The organism is Streptomyces cyaneochromogenes, from assembly GCF_003963535.1.
Lineage (GTDB): Bacteria > Actinomycetota > Actinomycetes > Streptomycetales > Streptomycetaceae > Streptomyces > Streptomyces shaanxiensis.
The window spans coordinates 3,525,961-3,539,931 of the sequence record NZ_CP034539.1 but is presented as its reverse complement, the minus strand read 5'-3'; the positions used below and the strand labels follow the sequence as shown (position 1 = coordinate 3,539,931).

The 13,971-nt window shown below is 70.5% G+C and carries 11 protein-coding genes; 7 read left to right on the top strand and 4 right to left on the bottom strand.

Features of this window, described 5'->3' with window-relative positions:
- Nucleotide 1: 1 nt before the first annotated feature.
- Both EJ357_RS15770 and EJ357_RS15765 read left to right on the top strand, forming a co-directional pair.
- Entirely contained in the window at nucleotides 2-583 is a 582-nt protein-coding gene (locus EJ357_RS15770; RefSeq protein WP_126392226.1) for a biotin transporter BioY, read from the top strand.
- A gap of 188 nt (nucleotides 584-771) precedes the next feature.
- On the top strand, nucleotides 772-1,425 hold the full coding sequence (locus tag EJ357_RS15765; protein ID WP_407698519.1) for a DNA alkylation repair protein: 654 nt from the start codon (nucleotides 772-774) through the stop codon (nucleotides 1,423-1,425).
- A gap of 107 nt (nucleotides 1,426-1,532) precedes the next feature.
- Here EJ357_RS15765 and EJ357_RS15760 read toward each other — a convergent pair whose 3' ends face one another.
- The gene (locus tag EJ357_RS15760; protein ID WP_126392224.1) at nucleotides 1,533-2,258 is read right to left on the bottom strand and encodes a hypothetical protein; all 726 of its coding nucleotides are present in this window, start codon (nucleotides 2,256-2,258) and stop codon (nucleotides 1,533-1,535) included.
- Nucleotides 2,259-2,553: 295 nt separating this feature from the next.
- Between EJ357_RS15760 and EJ357_RS49345 the strand changes: the two genes are divergently transcribed.
- Entirely contained in the window at nucleotides 2,554-5,256 is a 2,703-nt protein-coding gene (locus tag EJ357_RS49345; RefSeq protein ID WP_407698491.1) for a serine/threonine-protein kinase, read from the top strand.
- A gap of 123 nt (nucleotides 5,257-5,379) precedes the next feature.
- Here EJ357_RS49345 and EJ357_RS15750 read toward each other — a convergent pair whose 3' ends face one another.
- Entirely contained in the window at nucleotides 5,380-6,855 is a 1,476-nt protein-coding gene (locus EJ357_RS15750) for an amino acid permease (RefSeq protein ID WP_126392223.1), read from the bottom strand.
- Between the two features lie 217 nt (nucleotides 6,856-7,072).
- Between EJ357_RS15750 and EJ357_RS15745 the strand changes: the two genes are divergently transcribed.
- A complete protein-coding gene (locus tag EJ357_RS15745; RefSeq protein ID WP_175647406.1) occupies nucleotides 7,073-7,558 on the top strand; it encodes a ribose-5-phosphate isomerase in 486 nt (161 codons plus the stop codon).
- 564 nt (nucleotides 7,559-8,122) lie between these two features.
- Nucleotides 8,123-8,932, top strand: coding sequence for an Fpg/Nei family DNA glycosylase (locus EJ357_RS15740; protein WP_126392222.1), 810 nt, complete (start codon nucleotides 8,123-8,125; stop codon nucleotides 8,930-8,932).
- Nucleotides 8,933-9,061: 129 nt separating this feature from the next.
- On the opposite strand, the gene EJ357_RS15735 is transcribed toward EJ357_RS15740, so the two are convergent.
- Nucleotides 9,062-10,318, bottom strand: a complete 1,257-nt coding sequence (locus EJ357_RS15735) for a GNAT family N-acetyltransferase (RefSeq protein WP_126392221.1) — start codon at nucleotides 10,316-10,318, stop codon at nucleotides 9,062-9,064.
- A 162-nt stretch (nucleotides 10,319-10,480) separates the two neighbouring features.
- Here EJ357_RS15735 and EJ357_RS15730 point away from each other — a divergent pair, with 162 nt between their 5' ends.
- Both EJ357_RS15730 and EJ357_RS15720 read left to right on the top strand, forming a co-directional pair.
- Complete coding sequence (locus tag EJ357_RS15730; protein WP_126392220.1) at nucleotides 10,481-11,662, top strand: PP2C family protein-serine/threonine phosphatase; 1,182 nt, start codon at nucleotides 10,481-10,483, stop codon at nucleotides 11,660-11,662.
- Between the two features lie 305 nt (nucleotides 11,663-11,967).
- A complete protein-coding gene (locus tag EJ357_RS15720; RefSeq protein WP_126392219.1) occupies nucleotides 11,968-12,441 on the top strand; it encodes an HD domain-containing protein in 474 nt (157 codons plus the stop codon).
- A gap of 49 nt (nucleotides 12,442-12,490) precedes the next feature.
- On the opposite strand, the gene EJ357_RS15715 is transcribed toward EJ357_RS15720, so the two are convergent.
- Nucleotides 12,491-13,702 (bottom strand): acyltransferase family protein, encoded by a 1,212-nt coding sequence (locus tag EJ357_RS15715; RefSeq protein WP_126392218.1) that lies wholly within the window; start codon nucleotides 13,700-13,702, stop codon nucleotides 12,491-12,493.
- Nucleotides 13,703-13,971: the final 269 nt, after the last annotated feature.

Sequence of the window (13,971 nt, the reverse complement as noted above, 5' to 3'; positions counted from 1 at the left end):
CATGAGCACCGCTGCCGCCGCCCCCGCCCGCCCGGGGCAGGTCCTCGCCGACCTGCTCCCGGCCTCCCGCGTCCGCGACATCGCGCTCGTCGTCGGCGGCGCCGCGTTCACCGGCCTCGCGGCCCAGATCTCCGTGCCCGTGCCGGGCTCCCCGGTCCCGGTGACCGGCCAGACCCTCGCGGTGCTGCTGGTCGGTACGGCCCTCGGCGCCGGTCGCGGTTTCCTCTCCCTCGCGCTGTACGCCCTGGCGGGCATCGCGGGCGTGCCGTGGTTCGCGGACGGCACCTCCGGCGCCGCGGCCCCGTCCTTCGGCTACATCCTCGGCATGATCCTCGCCTCCACCGTCGTCGGCGCCCTGGCCCGCCGCGGCGCCGACCGCACCGCCCTGCGCACGGCGGGCGCGATGCTCCTGGGCGAGGCGATCATCTACGCCGTCGGCGTCCCCTACCTGGCCCTGGCCACCGGCATGTCGGCCTCCGCGGCCATCGCGGCCGGCCTCACCCCGTTCCTGATCGGCGACGCCCTCAAGGCGGCCCTGGCGATGGGCGCGCTGCCCACCACCTGGAAGCTGATCAACCGCTGACGCGGCAGTTCCGCGAAGAGGCTCGCCGGGTCGTGCGACGACGACAACCCGGCGGGCCTCTTGCGTCGCCCGCGGGTGGGGCAGGGGACCGGCCCCCTCGTAGGCTGAGACGCGCAGGCGACGGACGGGAGGCCGGGGAGGCCGAAGTGGCCGGGACGACGCCGATCGAGACGACGCTCGCCGAGGTGATGGCCGAGCTGGCCGGGCTCGACGACCCGAAGACACGCGCGGTGAACGAGCGACACGGTGACGATCACGGGGTGAACCTCGGCAAGCTGCGCGCGCTCGCGAAGCGGCTGAAGACCCAGCAGGACCTCGCGCGCCGGCTCTGGGACACGGACGACACCGCGGCGAGACTGCTGGCGCTGCTGATCTGCCGTCCGAAGGCCTTCGAGCGCGACGAGTTGGACGTCATGCTGCGCGAGGCGCGCACACCCAAGGTGCACGACTGGCTCGTGAACTACGTGGTGAAGAAGAACCCGCACGCCGAGGAGCTGCGCGTGGCCTGGTCCGCCGACCCGGACCCGGTCGTCGCGAGCGCCGGCTGGGCGCTCACCACCGAACGCGTGGCGAGGAAACCCGAGGGCCTGGACCTCGCCGGGCTGCTCGACGTCATCGAGGCGCAGATGAAGGACGCCCCGGACCGTCTGCAGTGGGCGATGAACCACTGCCTGGCCCAGATCGGGATCGAGCACACCGAGCACCGCACCCGCGCGATCGACATCGGTGAGCGCCTGCAGGTGCTCAAGGACTACCCGACGTCCCCGGGCTGCACCTCGCCGTTCGCGCCCGTCTGGATCACCGAGATGGTGCGGCGACAGCAGGATGCGGGCCCGGCCTGACAACGGCCGTCAGATCTGTCTCCTTGCGAAGAGGAAGCGGGGTGCGGCAGCAAGCGACCGCACCCCGACGGGTGTTGATCCGGTGCAGCTCAGCCCTGCGGCTGTCGTCAGCCCCGCGGCTGTCGCGACCGCCGCAGCTGCGACCACCACAGCCCGGCCGCGCCCGCCGCGATCAGCGTCGCGCCGGCCGCGCCCAGCGGCAGGACGTCACGGCCGAGGCCGGTCTTGGGCAGCTCGTCGGCGCCCGGCGCGACGGGCTTGTTGTCGGTGCCGAGGAGCAGCGGGGTGGCCGGCGCGTCGGGCGACGGGTTCGTCGTACCGAACGGGACCGGGCCCTGCTGCCAGTACGTCTTCTTGCCGTCACCGGTCTGTACGGGCAGGCAGATCTTGCCGGCCTTGCTCAGGTCGTACGTCGCGTCGACGGCGTACGACTTCGACTCACCGGCCGGCAGATTGTCGATGGCACAGCTGAAACCGCTGTTCGAGCCCTCCGGAAGACCGCTTTCCTCGATTGCTGAACAACCCTCGACATTCTTGACGGTAAGGCCGTCGAAACCGACGACCAAAAGCCTGATCTCTCCGCTGTCCTTGGTCCCTTCGTTCTTCACCGTGGCGGTGATGTCGGTCTCCTGTGAACCGTTGTCCACCGAGATCTTCTCGGGCAGCAGAGTGGTGAGCTTCACCCCTGCCGGCGCCTCGTCGATGACCTTTCCCCCCTTGTTGCTTCCGGGCCCCTGGTCATCCGCGCCGGCAGTGGCGGAAAGGATCAGCACTGCCGAGAAAGATGCCGCGACCAGCGATCCCGCGATGGCCGTCGTGCGACGAGAACTCATGTTCGTCCCCCTTGCCTGCGCCTGAATTCGCAGTACTTGAAGAGCTACCACAAGATTTCTCCGCACTATGCTGGTACGGCACGAAGTGTGACCATTGTGTTTCAATGGCGGATGTCCGATGCGGCTTCGAGGGGGGTGCAGTGGATTGCCGGGAAATGCGGGAAGCGCGGGAAATTCTGGAAATGCGGGGAGCGCGGGGAGCGCGGGAAATACGAGGAGCGGTGGGCTTCCAGGGTTACTGGTGACGGGGCGCTACCGGCTGGTCGAGAGTATCGGCCAGGGGGGAATGGGGCGCGTGTGGCGAGCCGTCGACGAAGTGCTCGACCGGCTGGTCGCCGTCAAGGAAATGCGCATCGACGGCCTCGACCCGGAGGACACCCGCACACGCCGCGAACGCACCCTGCGCGAGGCGCGGGCCACGGCGCGGATCGACCACCCCAACGTCGTACGGGTCTACGACGTGGTCGACCAGGGTGAACGCCTGTGGATCGTCATGGAGTTGGTGGCCGGCCGCTCCCTGGAACGGATCATGGCGGAAGAGGGCCCCCTCGGCCCGCGCGACACGGCCCGCATCGGCCTGGGCCTGGTGGCGGCGCTGCGCCAGGTCCACGCCCGCGGTGTCCTGCACCGGGACATCAAGCCGGGCAACGTCCTGGTGGAGGCGGAGGCGACGAACGGGCGGGGCCGGGTCGTCCTGACGGACTTCGGCATCGCGGCGATCCAGGACGCGAAGGCCCTCACCATGGTCGGCATGCTGGTCGGCTCGCCCGACTACATGGCCCCCGAGCGCGTCTCCGGCCGCCCCCAGGGCCCACCGTCCGACATCTGGTCCCTGGGCGCCACCCTGAGCGCGGCCCTCGCCGGCCGCTCCCCGTTCTCCCGCGACACCACCCTGGCAACCCTGCACGCGGTCCTGTACGAGGAGCCCGAACTCCCGCCGACAGCAGGCCCGTTGCACGACATCCTCACCGCCCTCCTGAACAAGGACCCGTCAAGCCGCCCCGACCTGGACGACCTGGAGACGACCCTCCACCCGGTGGCGTTCCCCACGGCTACGCCGACGATGCCGGGGACTGGGGGAGCGGGGTCTGTGTCGGTCAGGGGGGAGCCGCGGGGGCCGGAGGCCGTGAGGGATGGTGCGGGAGAGGCGGAGGGGGGAGCAGGCGCCGGGCGTTGGGGTGCGGGGGGAGCTGGTTCTGGGAGTGGTACGGGGGTCGCGTCCGAGTCGTCGCGGGCGGGCGGGGGGTTGGACGGGGCGGCGAGCGAGCCGGCGAGCGGGCCGGTGAGCGGGCCGGCGGGTGCGCCGGCGGCTGAGGGAGGCCCCGCGCCGGGACCCGGTGGCAAGGCCGAGGCTGTACGCGAGCCTGAGTCCAACGCCGTCCCCGGCCTTGTCGCTGGGGCTGGTTCTGGCCCTGGTCTCGTTCCTGGTCCTGGGCCTGGTCCCGGCCCTGGCCTCAGCCCTGGCTCTGGTCCTGGCTCTGGTTCTGGCTCCGGTCCGGGTTCTGACCTCAGCCCCGGTTCAGTCCAGGGCTCCGTCCCTGGTTCCGGCTCCGGCCTCGGTTCTGGCTCTGGTCCCGGTCCCGGCCCTGACCTCAGCCCCGGCTCTGTTCCTGGCTCCGGCGACCCTGGTTCCGGCTCAGACCCTGACTATGGCTCTGGGCCCGCCTACGACTCCAACCCCGCCTATCCCCCCAGCCCCGCCCTCGACCCAAGGCATGCCCCCGACCTCGCGCATGCCGCCGGGCCCGACCAGGAACCGTCGCCCACTTCGGCGCCGGAGCGCGCGACGGCACACGCTCCCACTCCCCGATCCCTGCCCACCCCGCCCCCGCCCTCGGACTCGAACCTCGCCCCGTCCACTCCGGCACCCCCGCCCCCCGGCGAGTCGCCCACCCCCGCGCTCCTGGAGGCGCCCCGCGTCGTCACCCCCCGCGACCCTCGCGAGCCGGAAGCCGTACACGACGCGATACCGCCGCAGCCCGCGACGACCGAGGACGTACGGCACCCCACCACCGAAACCCGGCGGGACCCCGCACCACCCCCCACCCACAGCTCCACCACCCCGCCCTCCACCACGCCGCCCTCCACCACCCCACCCCCCGGGGCCCCGCCCTCTTCCTCCTCCACCGAACTCGCCTCCGAACCCCGCTCGGAGGCACGCTCCGAAACCCCGACCGGCAACTCCCGTGGCCCCGCTCCCGGCAATGCCCGCGGCCCCGCTGCTCCCCACCGCCCCGGCGTCTCCCTGTCCCGTGCCGAGGCGGTGACCGAGCGCCGGCCGGTTCCGGAGGGGGAGTTCGCGCCCGGCGCGGCACGGTCGTCCACCCCGATGCCACCCGGCGAGCTGCCCGGCCCCCCGGTCCCGGCCGGCCCCCGGCGCGGGCGCCGCCGTACGGGACGTATCGCCGTCGCCGTCGGTGTCGTGGTCGCGGGCGCTGTCATGGCGATCGTGCTGGCGACCGACTTGGGGTCGCCGGGCGGCGGCGAAGCCGGCTCGTCGCCGCCCGCCTCGGTCGCGTCCACCCCCTCCACGGGCCCGTCGTCCACGGTCGAGGGCACGTCGAGGCCGCAGAGCCTGCCGCCCGGGTCGCGCCGGGAGGCGGGCGGGTTCGCGTGGGCGCCGCCCGAGGGCTGGCGACGGGACGTCAAGACGGGGTCGGAGGTGCACTACACGTCACCGGACGCCAAGCAGGAACTCGCCGCCAAGTCGTCCCTGGCCCGCGACGACTTGATGGACTCCTGGCAGAAGTCGGAGGAGAACGCCCGGCAGGGGCAGCAGTACCGCAAGATCCGCCTGGAGCGGACGACGTTCCGCGGGCACCCGGCGGTCGTCTGGGAGTACACCTTCACCCTCCAGGGCGCCCCCTGGCACGCCCGGCTGCTGGGCTTCACCGTGGAGGGCAAGTCGTACCAGATCAACACCTGGTACCAGCCGGACATCGAGCCCGAGGCTCTGAAGACGTACGAGAAGGTGAGGGACAGCTTCACGGTGCTGTGACAGGACAGGTGTTTCCGGAAACAACATGTTCCCGGAAACAGGGGAGGGGCGGTGGGGTGCGCACGGCACCCCACCGCCCCTCCGCGGGAACTCCACGGGCCCTCGAAGGCCCGGCGTTCGTGCTCAGCCGGTCTTGACCTCGTCGCGCGGCTCGACCGAGGCGGCGGCCTCGACACCCGCGGCGCGCCCACGCCCGACCTTCTCCTTCACGAAGGCGGTCACCAGCACGAGCGCCGCCACAAGGAGGGACAGCAGCACGGTCTTGCGGCCGTCGTGCTCGGTGTCGGTGAGCATGTAGCCGAGGACGAAGACGATCAGCGCGGCCGTCGCCCAGGTCAGGTACGGGTACAGCCACATCTTCACGACGAGCTTCTCCGGCGCCTCGCGCTGGATGATCTTGCGCATGCGCAGCTGCGAGAAGCAGATGACCAGCCAGACGAACAGGGCGACCGCGCCGGAGGAGTTGACGAGGAAGAGGAAGACGGAGTCCGGGTAGGCGTAGTTGAAGAACACCGCCACGAACCCGAAGACGACGGAGGCCAGGATCGCCGTGCGCGGCACGCCGTTGCCGGTCGTGCGGCCGAAGGCCTTCGGGGCGTCACCGCGCTGGCCGAGGGAGAAGGCCATGCGGGAGGCGGTGTAGAGGCCGGAGTTGAGACAGGACAGCACCGAGGTCAGCACGATGAAGTTCATGATCTGACCGGCGTGCGGGATGCCGAGGGAGTCGAGGGCGGCGACGTACGAGCCGTCCTTGGCGATCGCCTTGCTGTCCCAGGGCAGCAGGGACACCACCACGAAGATCGAGCCGAGGTAGAAGACGGCGACTCGCCAGATGATGCTGTTGGTGGCCTTGGTGACGGCCTGCTGCGGGTTCTCGGACTCACCGGCGGCCAGGGTGGCGATCTCGCTGCCCATGAAGGAGAAGACGACCAGCAGCACACCGGTCAGGATGGCACCGGCACCGTTGGGCAGGAATCCACCGTGTTCGGTGAGGTTGCTCAGCCCGGCCTGTTCGCTGTCGACGCCCGGCAGCAGCCCGAAGACGGCCAGCCCGCCGATGACGATGAACGCGGCGATCGCGACGACCTTGATGCCGGCGAACCAGAACTCGAACTCGCCGTAGGAGCCGACGGAGACGAGGTTGGTGGCGGTCAGCACCACCATCACGATCAGGGCCCAGCCCCACTGCGGGACGGCCGGGATCCAGCCCTCCAGGATCACCGCACCGGCGGTCGCCTCGACCGCCAGCACGACGACCCAGAAGAACCAGTAGAGCCAGCCGATGGAGAACCCGGCCCAGCGCCCGAGCGCCCGGTCGGCGTGCGCGGAGAAGGACCCGGAGGTCGGGTTGGCCGCGGACATCTCACCCAGCATCCGCATCACCAGCACCACGAGCGTGCCGACGAGGGCGTAGGAGAGAAGGATGCCGGGGCCGGCGGTGGCGATACCGGAGCTGGACCCGACGAAGAGTCCGGCGCCGATGACACCGCCGATGGCGATCATGGACAGATGGCGGTTCTTGAGGCCGGCCTGTAGGCCGTGGCCGCCGGGAGCAGGTCCGGCCGGTCCGGCCGTCTTCTGAGTCGGCTGCGAAGTCATGGAACGGATTTCCTTTGCGCCGTGGGGAGCGGTTCTCGTACGGATGGTGAACGAGCGGTGTACGAGTCGGACCAGTGAATCGGAGGAGAACGGATTCGGGAACCTTTGATTCGGGATTGTTACTTGAGGTTTCCTTGAGCTTCCATAGTCTGCGTCACATGTGACACGGGCGACACCCGGCGCTGCTGCCCTGAAACAGCCGTGTCACACTCGTTCCATGCGCGTGTATCTCGGCTCCGACCATGCGGGCTTCGAACTCAAGAACCACCTCGTCGAGTGGCTCAAAGCGGCGGGTCACGACCCGGTCGACTGCGGCCCCCACATCTACGACGCCCAGGACGACTACCCGCCCTTCTGCCTCCGCGCGGCGGAGCGGACGGTCGCGGACCCCGACTCCCTCGGCATCGTGATCGGCGGCTCCGGCAACGGCGAGCAGATCGCCGCGAACAAGGTGAAGGGCGTCCGCGCGGCACTGGCCTGGAGCGAGGAGACGGCCGCGCTGGGCCGCCAGCACAACAACGCCAACGTCATCGCGGTCGGCGCCCGCATGCACACGCAGGACGAGGCGACGAAGTTCGTCGAGACGTTCCTGAGCACCCCGTACTCGGGTGACGACCGCCACACCCGCCGCATCAACATGCTGGCCGACTACGAAACGACGGGCGACCTCCCCCCGATCCCGCCGCACCACCCGCAGCAGTAGCACCCGGGAGCAACGCCGCCCCGAGCCTTCACTCACCCGCAGGGGGCGCGTTCTGGGCGAGGGCGACTCCTCGGTGGGCCGCCCTCCCCCGCCCACATCCACCCGCAGGGGCCGGATGTGGGCGGGTGCCACTGCTCGACGCCGGCCCGGGCATCTCAGCCTGTCCGGCGTTCGAGGCCAGGACCACACCGTCCCTAGCCCACATCCACCCGCAGGGGCCGGATGTGGGCGGGTGCCACTGCTCGACGCCGGCCCGGGCATCTCAGCCTGTCCGGCGTTCGAGGCCAGGACCACACCGTCCCTAGCCCCCACCCACCCGCAGGGGGCGTCATGTGGACGAGGGCCACTTCTCGGCGCCGGCCGGGGCATCTCAGCCCGTCCGGCGTTTGAGGACGAGGCCCGTTCAGGGCCGAAGCGGGGGTCTGGGGGCGGCAGCCCCCAGAAAGCAACCGGGGTCGAAGGGGCGGAGCCCCTGGAGGACGGGACGGGTAGGGGCGGCGGGGGCGAAAACCTCCCGCCCCCGCCCCCACCCACCCCCAGACAAAGGACGAAGAAGGAGCCACCGTGCCTGAGGGGCACACCATCCACCGGCTGGCCCAGGACTACGCCGCCGCATTCCTCGGCACGACCCCGAACGTCACCAGCCCCCAGGGCAAGTTCTCAGACGCCGCAGAACTCCTGACCGGCGCCGAACTCACCCACACCGAGGCCCACGGCAAACACCTCTTCCTCGGCTTTAGGGACACCGACTGGATCCACATCCACCTCGGCCTCTTCGGCAAGGTCAGCTTCGGCGACGCCCCCGCACCCCCACCCACGGACACCGTCCGCCTCCGCCTGGCGACCGGCACCGCATACGTCGACCTCCGCGGCCCCACCACCTGCGCCCTGATCACCCCCACCGAGAAGCAGGCGATACACGACCGCCTCGGCCCCGACCCCCTCCGCGAGGACGCCGACCCGCACACCGCGCACCAACGCGTCGCCCGCAGCCGTACGACCATCGCCGCCCTGCTCATGGACCAGAAGGTCATCGCGGGCGTAGGCAACGTCTACCGCGCCGAGGTCCTCTTCCGGCACCGCATCGACCCCTACCGCGCGGGCAAGGACATCACCCCCGCCCAGTGGGAGGCCATCTGGACGGACCTCGTCGAGCTCATGCACGAGGGCGTCCGCAACAACCGCATCGACACCGTCCGCCCGGAGCACACCCCGGAGGCCATGGGCCGCCCGCCGCGCGTCGACGACCACGGCGGCGAGGTCTACGTCTACCGCCGGGCCAACCTGCCCTGCCACATCTGCGGCGGCGAGATCCGCACCGCCGACCTCGCCGCCCGCAACCTCTTCTGGTGCCCGACCTGCCAGACGCCGTAGGCGCCCCGACCGAGATGCGTCAGGGCCCACCCGCAAGAACCCACGCGTCAGTTCCCACCAGCAGGCACCCGCCCACAGGGGCCACCCACAGGAATCACCCGCAGGCACCCACCCGCCAGAACCTTCACGTCAGAACCCGTGCGGCAACCAAGGCGCCACAGCAGAAGCGAACCCCACCGACGCCTCCGCCAACGCCCCCTGCCGAACCTCCCGCACCCGCCCGGCCGCCCCCAGCGCCGCGAGGCTCACGCCACCGAGGTAGGCGGCCCCCAACTCCCGTACGGACAGGGAGAGATCGGCCGCGTCCGTCGTACGCTCGCACGACGCACCCTTGGCGTCCCCGCTCAGCCGCCAACGCCCGGTGTTCCAGGGGCAGAAGGCATCCTCCACCTCGAACACCACGTCCACCGGCGCCTGATACGTCCGCGCCCCGAGCGCCGCCCCGACGTCCACCAGCCGCACATGCAACCCGTCCCGCACCCGCACCGCGCACCGCCGGATGTCGGACACCTGGTACTGCCACGCCTCGTCCACCGGACGCGCGCGTGCCGTCACCGTGGACGTCAGGTCGATGCCGAACAGGAACTGCCACAACGCGGCCTGGGCCACCGGGTCGAGGGCCTGTACGTCCCGCAGATTCACGGCGCCCTTGGGCCCGTTGCCGTCCCACTCCGGCTTGACGTGGAAGCGCGCGTACCCGACCACCTCGCCGCCCCGCTCCGCCAGCACGCACTGCAGCGGCGACGCGCCGTCCCGGTCGCTCTCCGGGTCCAGCACCCCGAGTCGCTCCCAGCCGGGCTGCCGGGCCAGCATTCCGGGCCGGTCGGCCACCTTGCGCGCGTACACGGCCTCGCAGACGTCGAGGACGTCGGCCGGTACGGCGTAGCGCAGCCGTACGTCATCCGTGCCGGGCGGCACGGACAGCCGGACGCGGGTCGTGTCGATCTCGACGCTCGTCTGGAAGGTGCCGACGCCGTAACCGAACCGGCCGTAGATCTCCGGCTCGGAGGCGGTCAGGACGGCCAGCGGCCAGCCCCATTCGCGTACGTCGTCCAGCTGCCGCCGCATCATCGACCGCAGGACGCCGCGCCGACGGTGCGTGGCGGCGACGCTGACCATGGTCACACCGGCGGCCGGGACGGAAGCACCGCCGGGCACGGTGAGCCGGAAGCTGAACACGCCGGCCGTTCCCACGCACGCGTCCCCCTCCCAGACGCCGATGGAACGGTCGACCTCGGTGAGCGAGTCCCACAACTCCCGCTCCTCGGCCGACTCCGCGACGCCACCGAAGGCGCGGATGAGCGTGTCGTACCAGATGCCCCACTCGTCCTTGCGCAGTACCCGCAGCTCGGGACGGTCGGCCTCGCTCGCACTGTCTTTCGCCATGAACCATGCCTACCAGGGCATTGCGGGACGAGCGAGGGAATTTCTCGTTGGCGGCGGCGAGACCGCTTTCTGTGAAGTTCACTGTGAAGTTGAACCTCGGACGGGGGACAAGTGGGACCTCCCGTGCCAAGCAGCTGGTCCGATGGATAGGGTCCCGAACTAATGGCAGCAGGACGAGAGCGGCGCACGGCGGCCGAGACGTTCATGGCCCGGTTGAAGATGCACTGGCACCGGGCCCGCGTCGGCGTGCGCAGAAGTGCCGTGGACTACTTCCGCGGCGACGGCTCGGACTGGATCGCGCTGGCCGGCCTGCTCCTGACGGTTCCGCTGATCTGTTCCGTCACGATGGCCAACCCGGTGTGGTTCTCCCCGGCCGCGCTGGTCCTCCCCATCGTCGCGGGCGGCTTGCTGCTGCGCCCGGCGAGCCTGCTGGGCCTGTACGCGGCGGCGGCCACCGCGCTGATCGTGGAGTCGGTGCAGCTGGGCCCGTACACGGAGGGCCCTTCGCGAGTCACCCCGGGCATCGTCCTCGTCGTGGCGGCGTGCGGCTTCTTCGGCCTCCTGATCGCGCAGTTCCGCAGTCGGGTGGGCGTGCCGTGGCGGCGCGGCGGCACGATGCTCTTCGACCTGCGCGAACGCATCCGAGTCCAGAGCAAGCTCCCACAGCTGCCCCAGGGTTGGCACCGCGAGATGGCCCTGCGCCCGGCGGGCGGCCAGTCCTTCTCCGGCGACTTCGTGGTCGCGGCCCGCACGAACGGCGGCCGCACGCTGGAGGTCGTCCTGACGGACGTGTCGGGCAAGGGCATGGACGCGGCCTCACGCGCCCTCCTCCTCTCGGGAGCCTTCGGCGGCCTCCTGGGCAGTCTCCCCCCGCACGCGTTCCTCCCGGCGGCGAACGGCTACCTGCTCCGCCAGGACTGGGACGAGGGCTTCGCGACCTCGATCCACCTCGTCCTGGACCTGGACTCGGGCGACTACGAGCTCTACTCCGCGGGCCACCCGCCGGGCCTCCAACTGAGCGCGGGCAGCGGCCGCTGGGAGGAGAAGGCCGCCGAGGGCCCCCTCCTGGGCGTCTACGACGGCGCCCAGTTCGACCCCGTGAAGGGCTCACTCCGCCCCGGCGACGTCCTCATGCTCTTCACCGACGGCCTGGTCGAAACCTCCGACCGCGACATCGTCGAGGGCATAGACCGCCTCACCGGCGAGGCCGACCGCTACGTGGCCGCCGGCTTCCACGGCGCCGCCTGGCACCTCATCGAGGCAGTGGCAAAGGACGTCAACGACGACCGCGCCCTCCTCCTGATCTGCCGAGAAGGCCCAACAGCCCAGTCGACACCACGCTGACCTCCACCCACCTGCCGGGGGCCGTACCTTTCGAGGCCGGGCCGGGCATTTCGGTCCGTGCGGCGTTTGAGGACGAGGACTCGCTGTCCCGATTCCCCACCCACCCGCGGGGGCGCCCTTTGAGCGGGGGCGACATCTCAGCGCCGGCCCAGGCATCTCAGCCCGTCCGGCGTTTGAGGACGAGGCCCCTTAAGGGCCGAAGCGGGGGTCTGGGGGCGGCAGCCCCCAGAAGCGGTGCGGGGTCGAAGGGGCGGAGCCCCTGGAGGAGGGACGGGTAGGGGCGGCGGGGGCGAGACACTGGACCGGTGACCGAGACACCGCAGCAGCATCCGCACAGGCTGACCCTCACCGACGTAGAGGCCATCGCCCGCACAGCCCACGCAACCCAGACCGACAAGGCCGGCCGCCCTTACACCGAACACCTGAGGGCCGTCGCCGAGGGCGTACGCACACGCGGCGGCGACGACGACCAGATCGCGGCAGCCTGGCTGCACGACGCCGTAGAAGACGACGCACTCTCCGAACAGTGGCTGGAAGCCGCCCCCCTGAGCCGCCGCACAAAAGCCGTCGTGCGCGCCCTCACCAAGCACCCCGGCGAACCCCCCGAGGCGTACGCACAACGCATCCTCACCACCCCCGGCGCCCTCCTGGTGAAGGAGGCGGACCTGGCGCACAACGCGGACCCGTCACGCCTCGCGGCCCTCGACGAGCCGACCCGGAAACGACTGACCGAGAAGTACGCACGGATGCGCGCACTTCTCGGTCTGGTCGACGAGTGATCCCGCGGGGGGGAACTCCGAGGTTCAGCTCAGAGAGGTTCAGCTCAGATCAGGCGTTGACCTTCTCCCGCACGGCAGCGCCCTCACGCTTCTCACGCTTCTCACGCTCACGCGCCAACTGCGCGGCATCCCGCTTGAACGCCCACTCCATCTTCGGCTCCATCGCGAACCGGAACACCCGCTGCACCGGCTTGGTGCACAGCAGCGTGACCCCGATCGCCGCGACGACGCTGACGAAGATCTCGCCGAGCGGACGGTGCAGCCACGCGTGGTCGAACCAGCCCTGGTAGTCACCGGCCTTCACGACGAAGCCGTGCAGCAGATAGCCGTACAGCGTGCCCGCACCGAGCGCGGTGAACCACATGTGGCGGCGCGGCACCCAGGCGAAGAAGCACGCCGTCAGCACCAGCGAGCAGCCGAACATCGCCAGCACCATCACCGGCCCGCTCCACCACGGCGCGGCCAGCTCCTGCGCGGCGTCACGGTGGTAGAACCACGCGGTGTTCATACGCGGCACCGCCCACCAGCCGAAGGCCAGCGCCACGGTGAACACCGGCACGGACAGGATCCGCACCGTGCGCGTTCGCACCATGTGGAAGTGGTCGGGCTTCATGATCAGACCCAGCACGAAGTACGGCAGGAACTGCAGGACCCGCTGGAGGTCGAGGTCGTCGCCGATCTCCGGGGTGACCGTCGCCGCCATGGCGAGGCCGAGCGCGATCGGCAGCGGCCAGCGCACCATCTTCCAGATGGGGGTGGTCATCCGCCAGACGAACAGCGCGCACAGGAACCAGGTCAGGTACCACGGGTCCAGAAGGCTGATCTCCTGGCCCGGGTCGTCGTCGATCCAGCGCTTGAAGAGCGGATAGGCCGTCTCGAAGACGATGTACGGCACGGCGACGCCGGTGATCAGCCGCTTGAGCCGGCTGGGGGTCGCGTCGAAACTGCGCGAGAAGAAGCCGGAGATGATGATGAACGCCGGCATGTGGAAGGTGTACACGACGGTGTACACGGCCTCCAGGATCCGGCTGTCGCCCTTGATCGGCTCCCAGGCGTGTCCTATGGCGACGAGCACGATCGCCAGGTACTTGGCGTTGTCGAAGAACGCGTCGCGCTGCTTGGCACCGCTGGACGCGGGTCTGCTGTCCGCCTGAGCCTGCTGGCTCTGCGGCGAGCGCGGACTCGGCACTCCGTCCGCCGGCGACTGTGCCGGGGGGAGTGGCGCTCTGTTGTGGCCGTGCGGTCGCAGCGAGTTCGTCACAGACCCTCCCGCGGGAATCCGGGGGAGTCGATCGAGAACCTCGCTGCGCATGCGGGGGACGAGGCGGCGTGGAACATCTGAGGCACCCTAGCGTTGTCTGTGTGATTTCGTAAAACCACCGAGGTCGTTCGCGGTTATTGCGATCGATGACGCGTGTACAGCGAACATGCACCTGCCGGATACCTGTTGGCCACCCGTCTTGTCCGGATTCATCCTGACTAAAAGGTGCATATGGCTAGGAGTTGCTTCCGGTGTAATGATCGAAGAAG

Coding starts and splice junctions, on each gene's coding strand:
- EJ357_RS15745 (WP_175647406.1), top strand. CDS start 7,073: ATGCGCGTGTATCTCGGCTCCGACCATGCGGGCTTCGAACTCAAGAAC.
- EJ357_RS15735 (WP_126392221.1), bottom strand. CDS start 10,318: ATGGCGAAAGACAGTGCGAGCGAGGCCGACCGTCCCGAGCTGCGGGTA.
- EJ357_RS15760 (WP_126392224.1), bottom strand. CDS start 2,258: ATGAGTTCTCGTCGCACGACGGCCATCGCGGGATCGCTGGTCGCGGCA.
- EJ357_RS15750 (WP_126392223.1), bottom strand. CDS start 6,855: ATGACTTCGCAGCCGACTCAGAAGACGGCCGGACCGGCCGGACCTGCT.
- EJ357_RS15730 (WP_126392220.1), top strand. CDS start 10,481: ATGGCAGCAGGACGAGAGCGGCGCACGGCGGCCGAGACGTTCATGGCC.
- EJ357_RS15770 (WP_126392226.1), top strand. CDS start 2: ATGAGCACCGCTGCCGCCGCCCCCGCCCGCCCGGGGCAGGTCCTCGCC.
- EJ357_RS15765 (WP_407698519.1), top strand. CDS start 772: ATGGCCGAGCTGGCCGGGCTCGACGACCCGAAGACACGCGCGGTGAAC.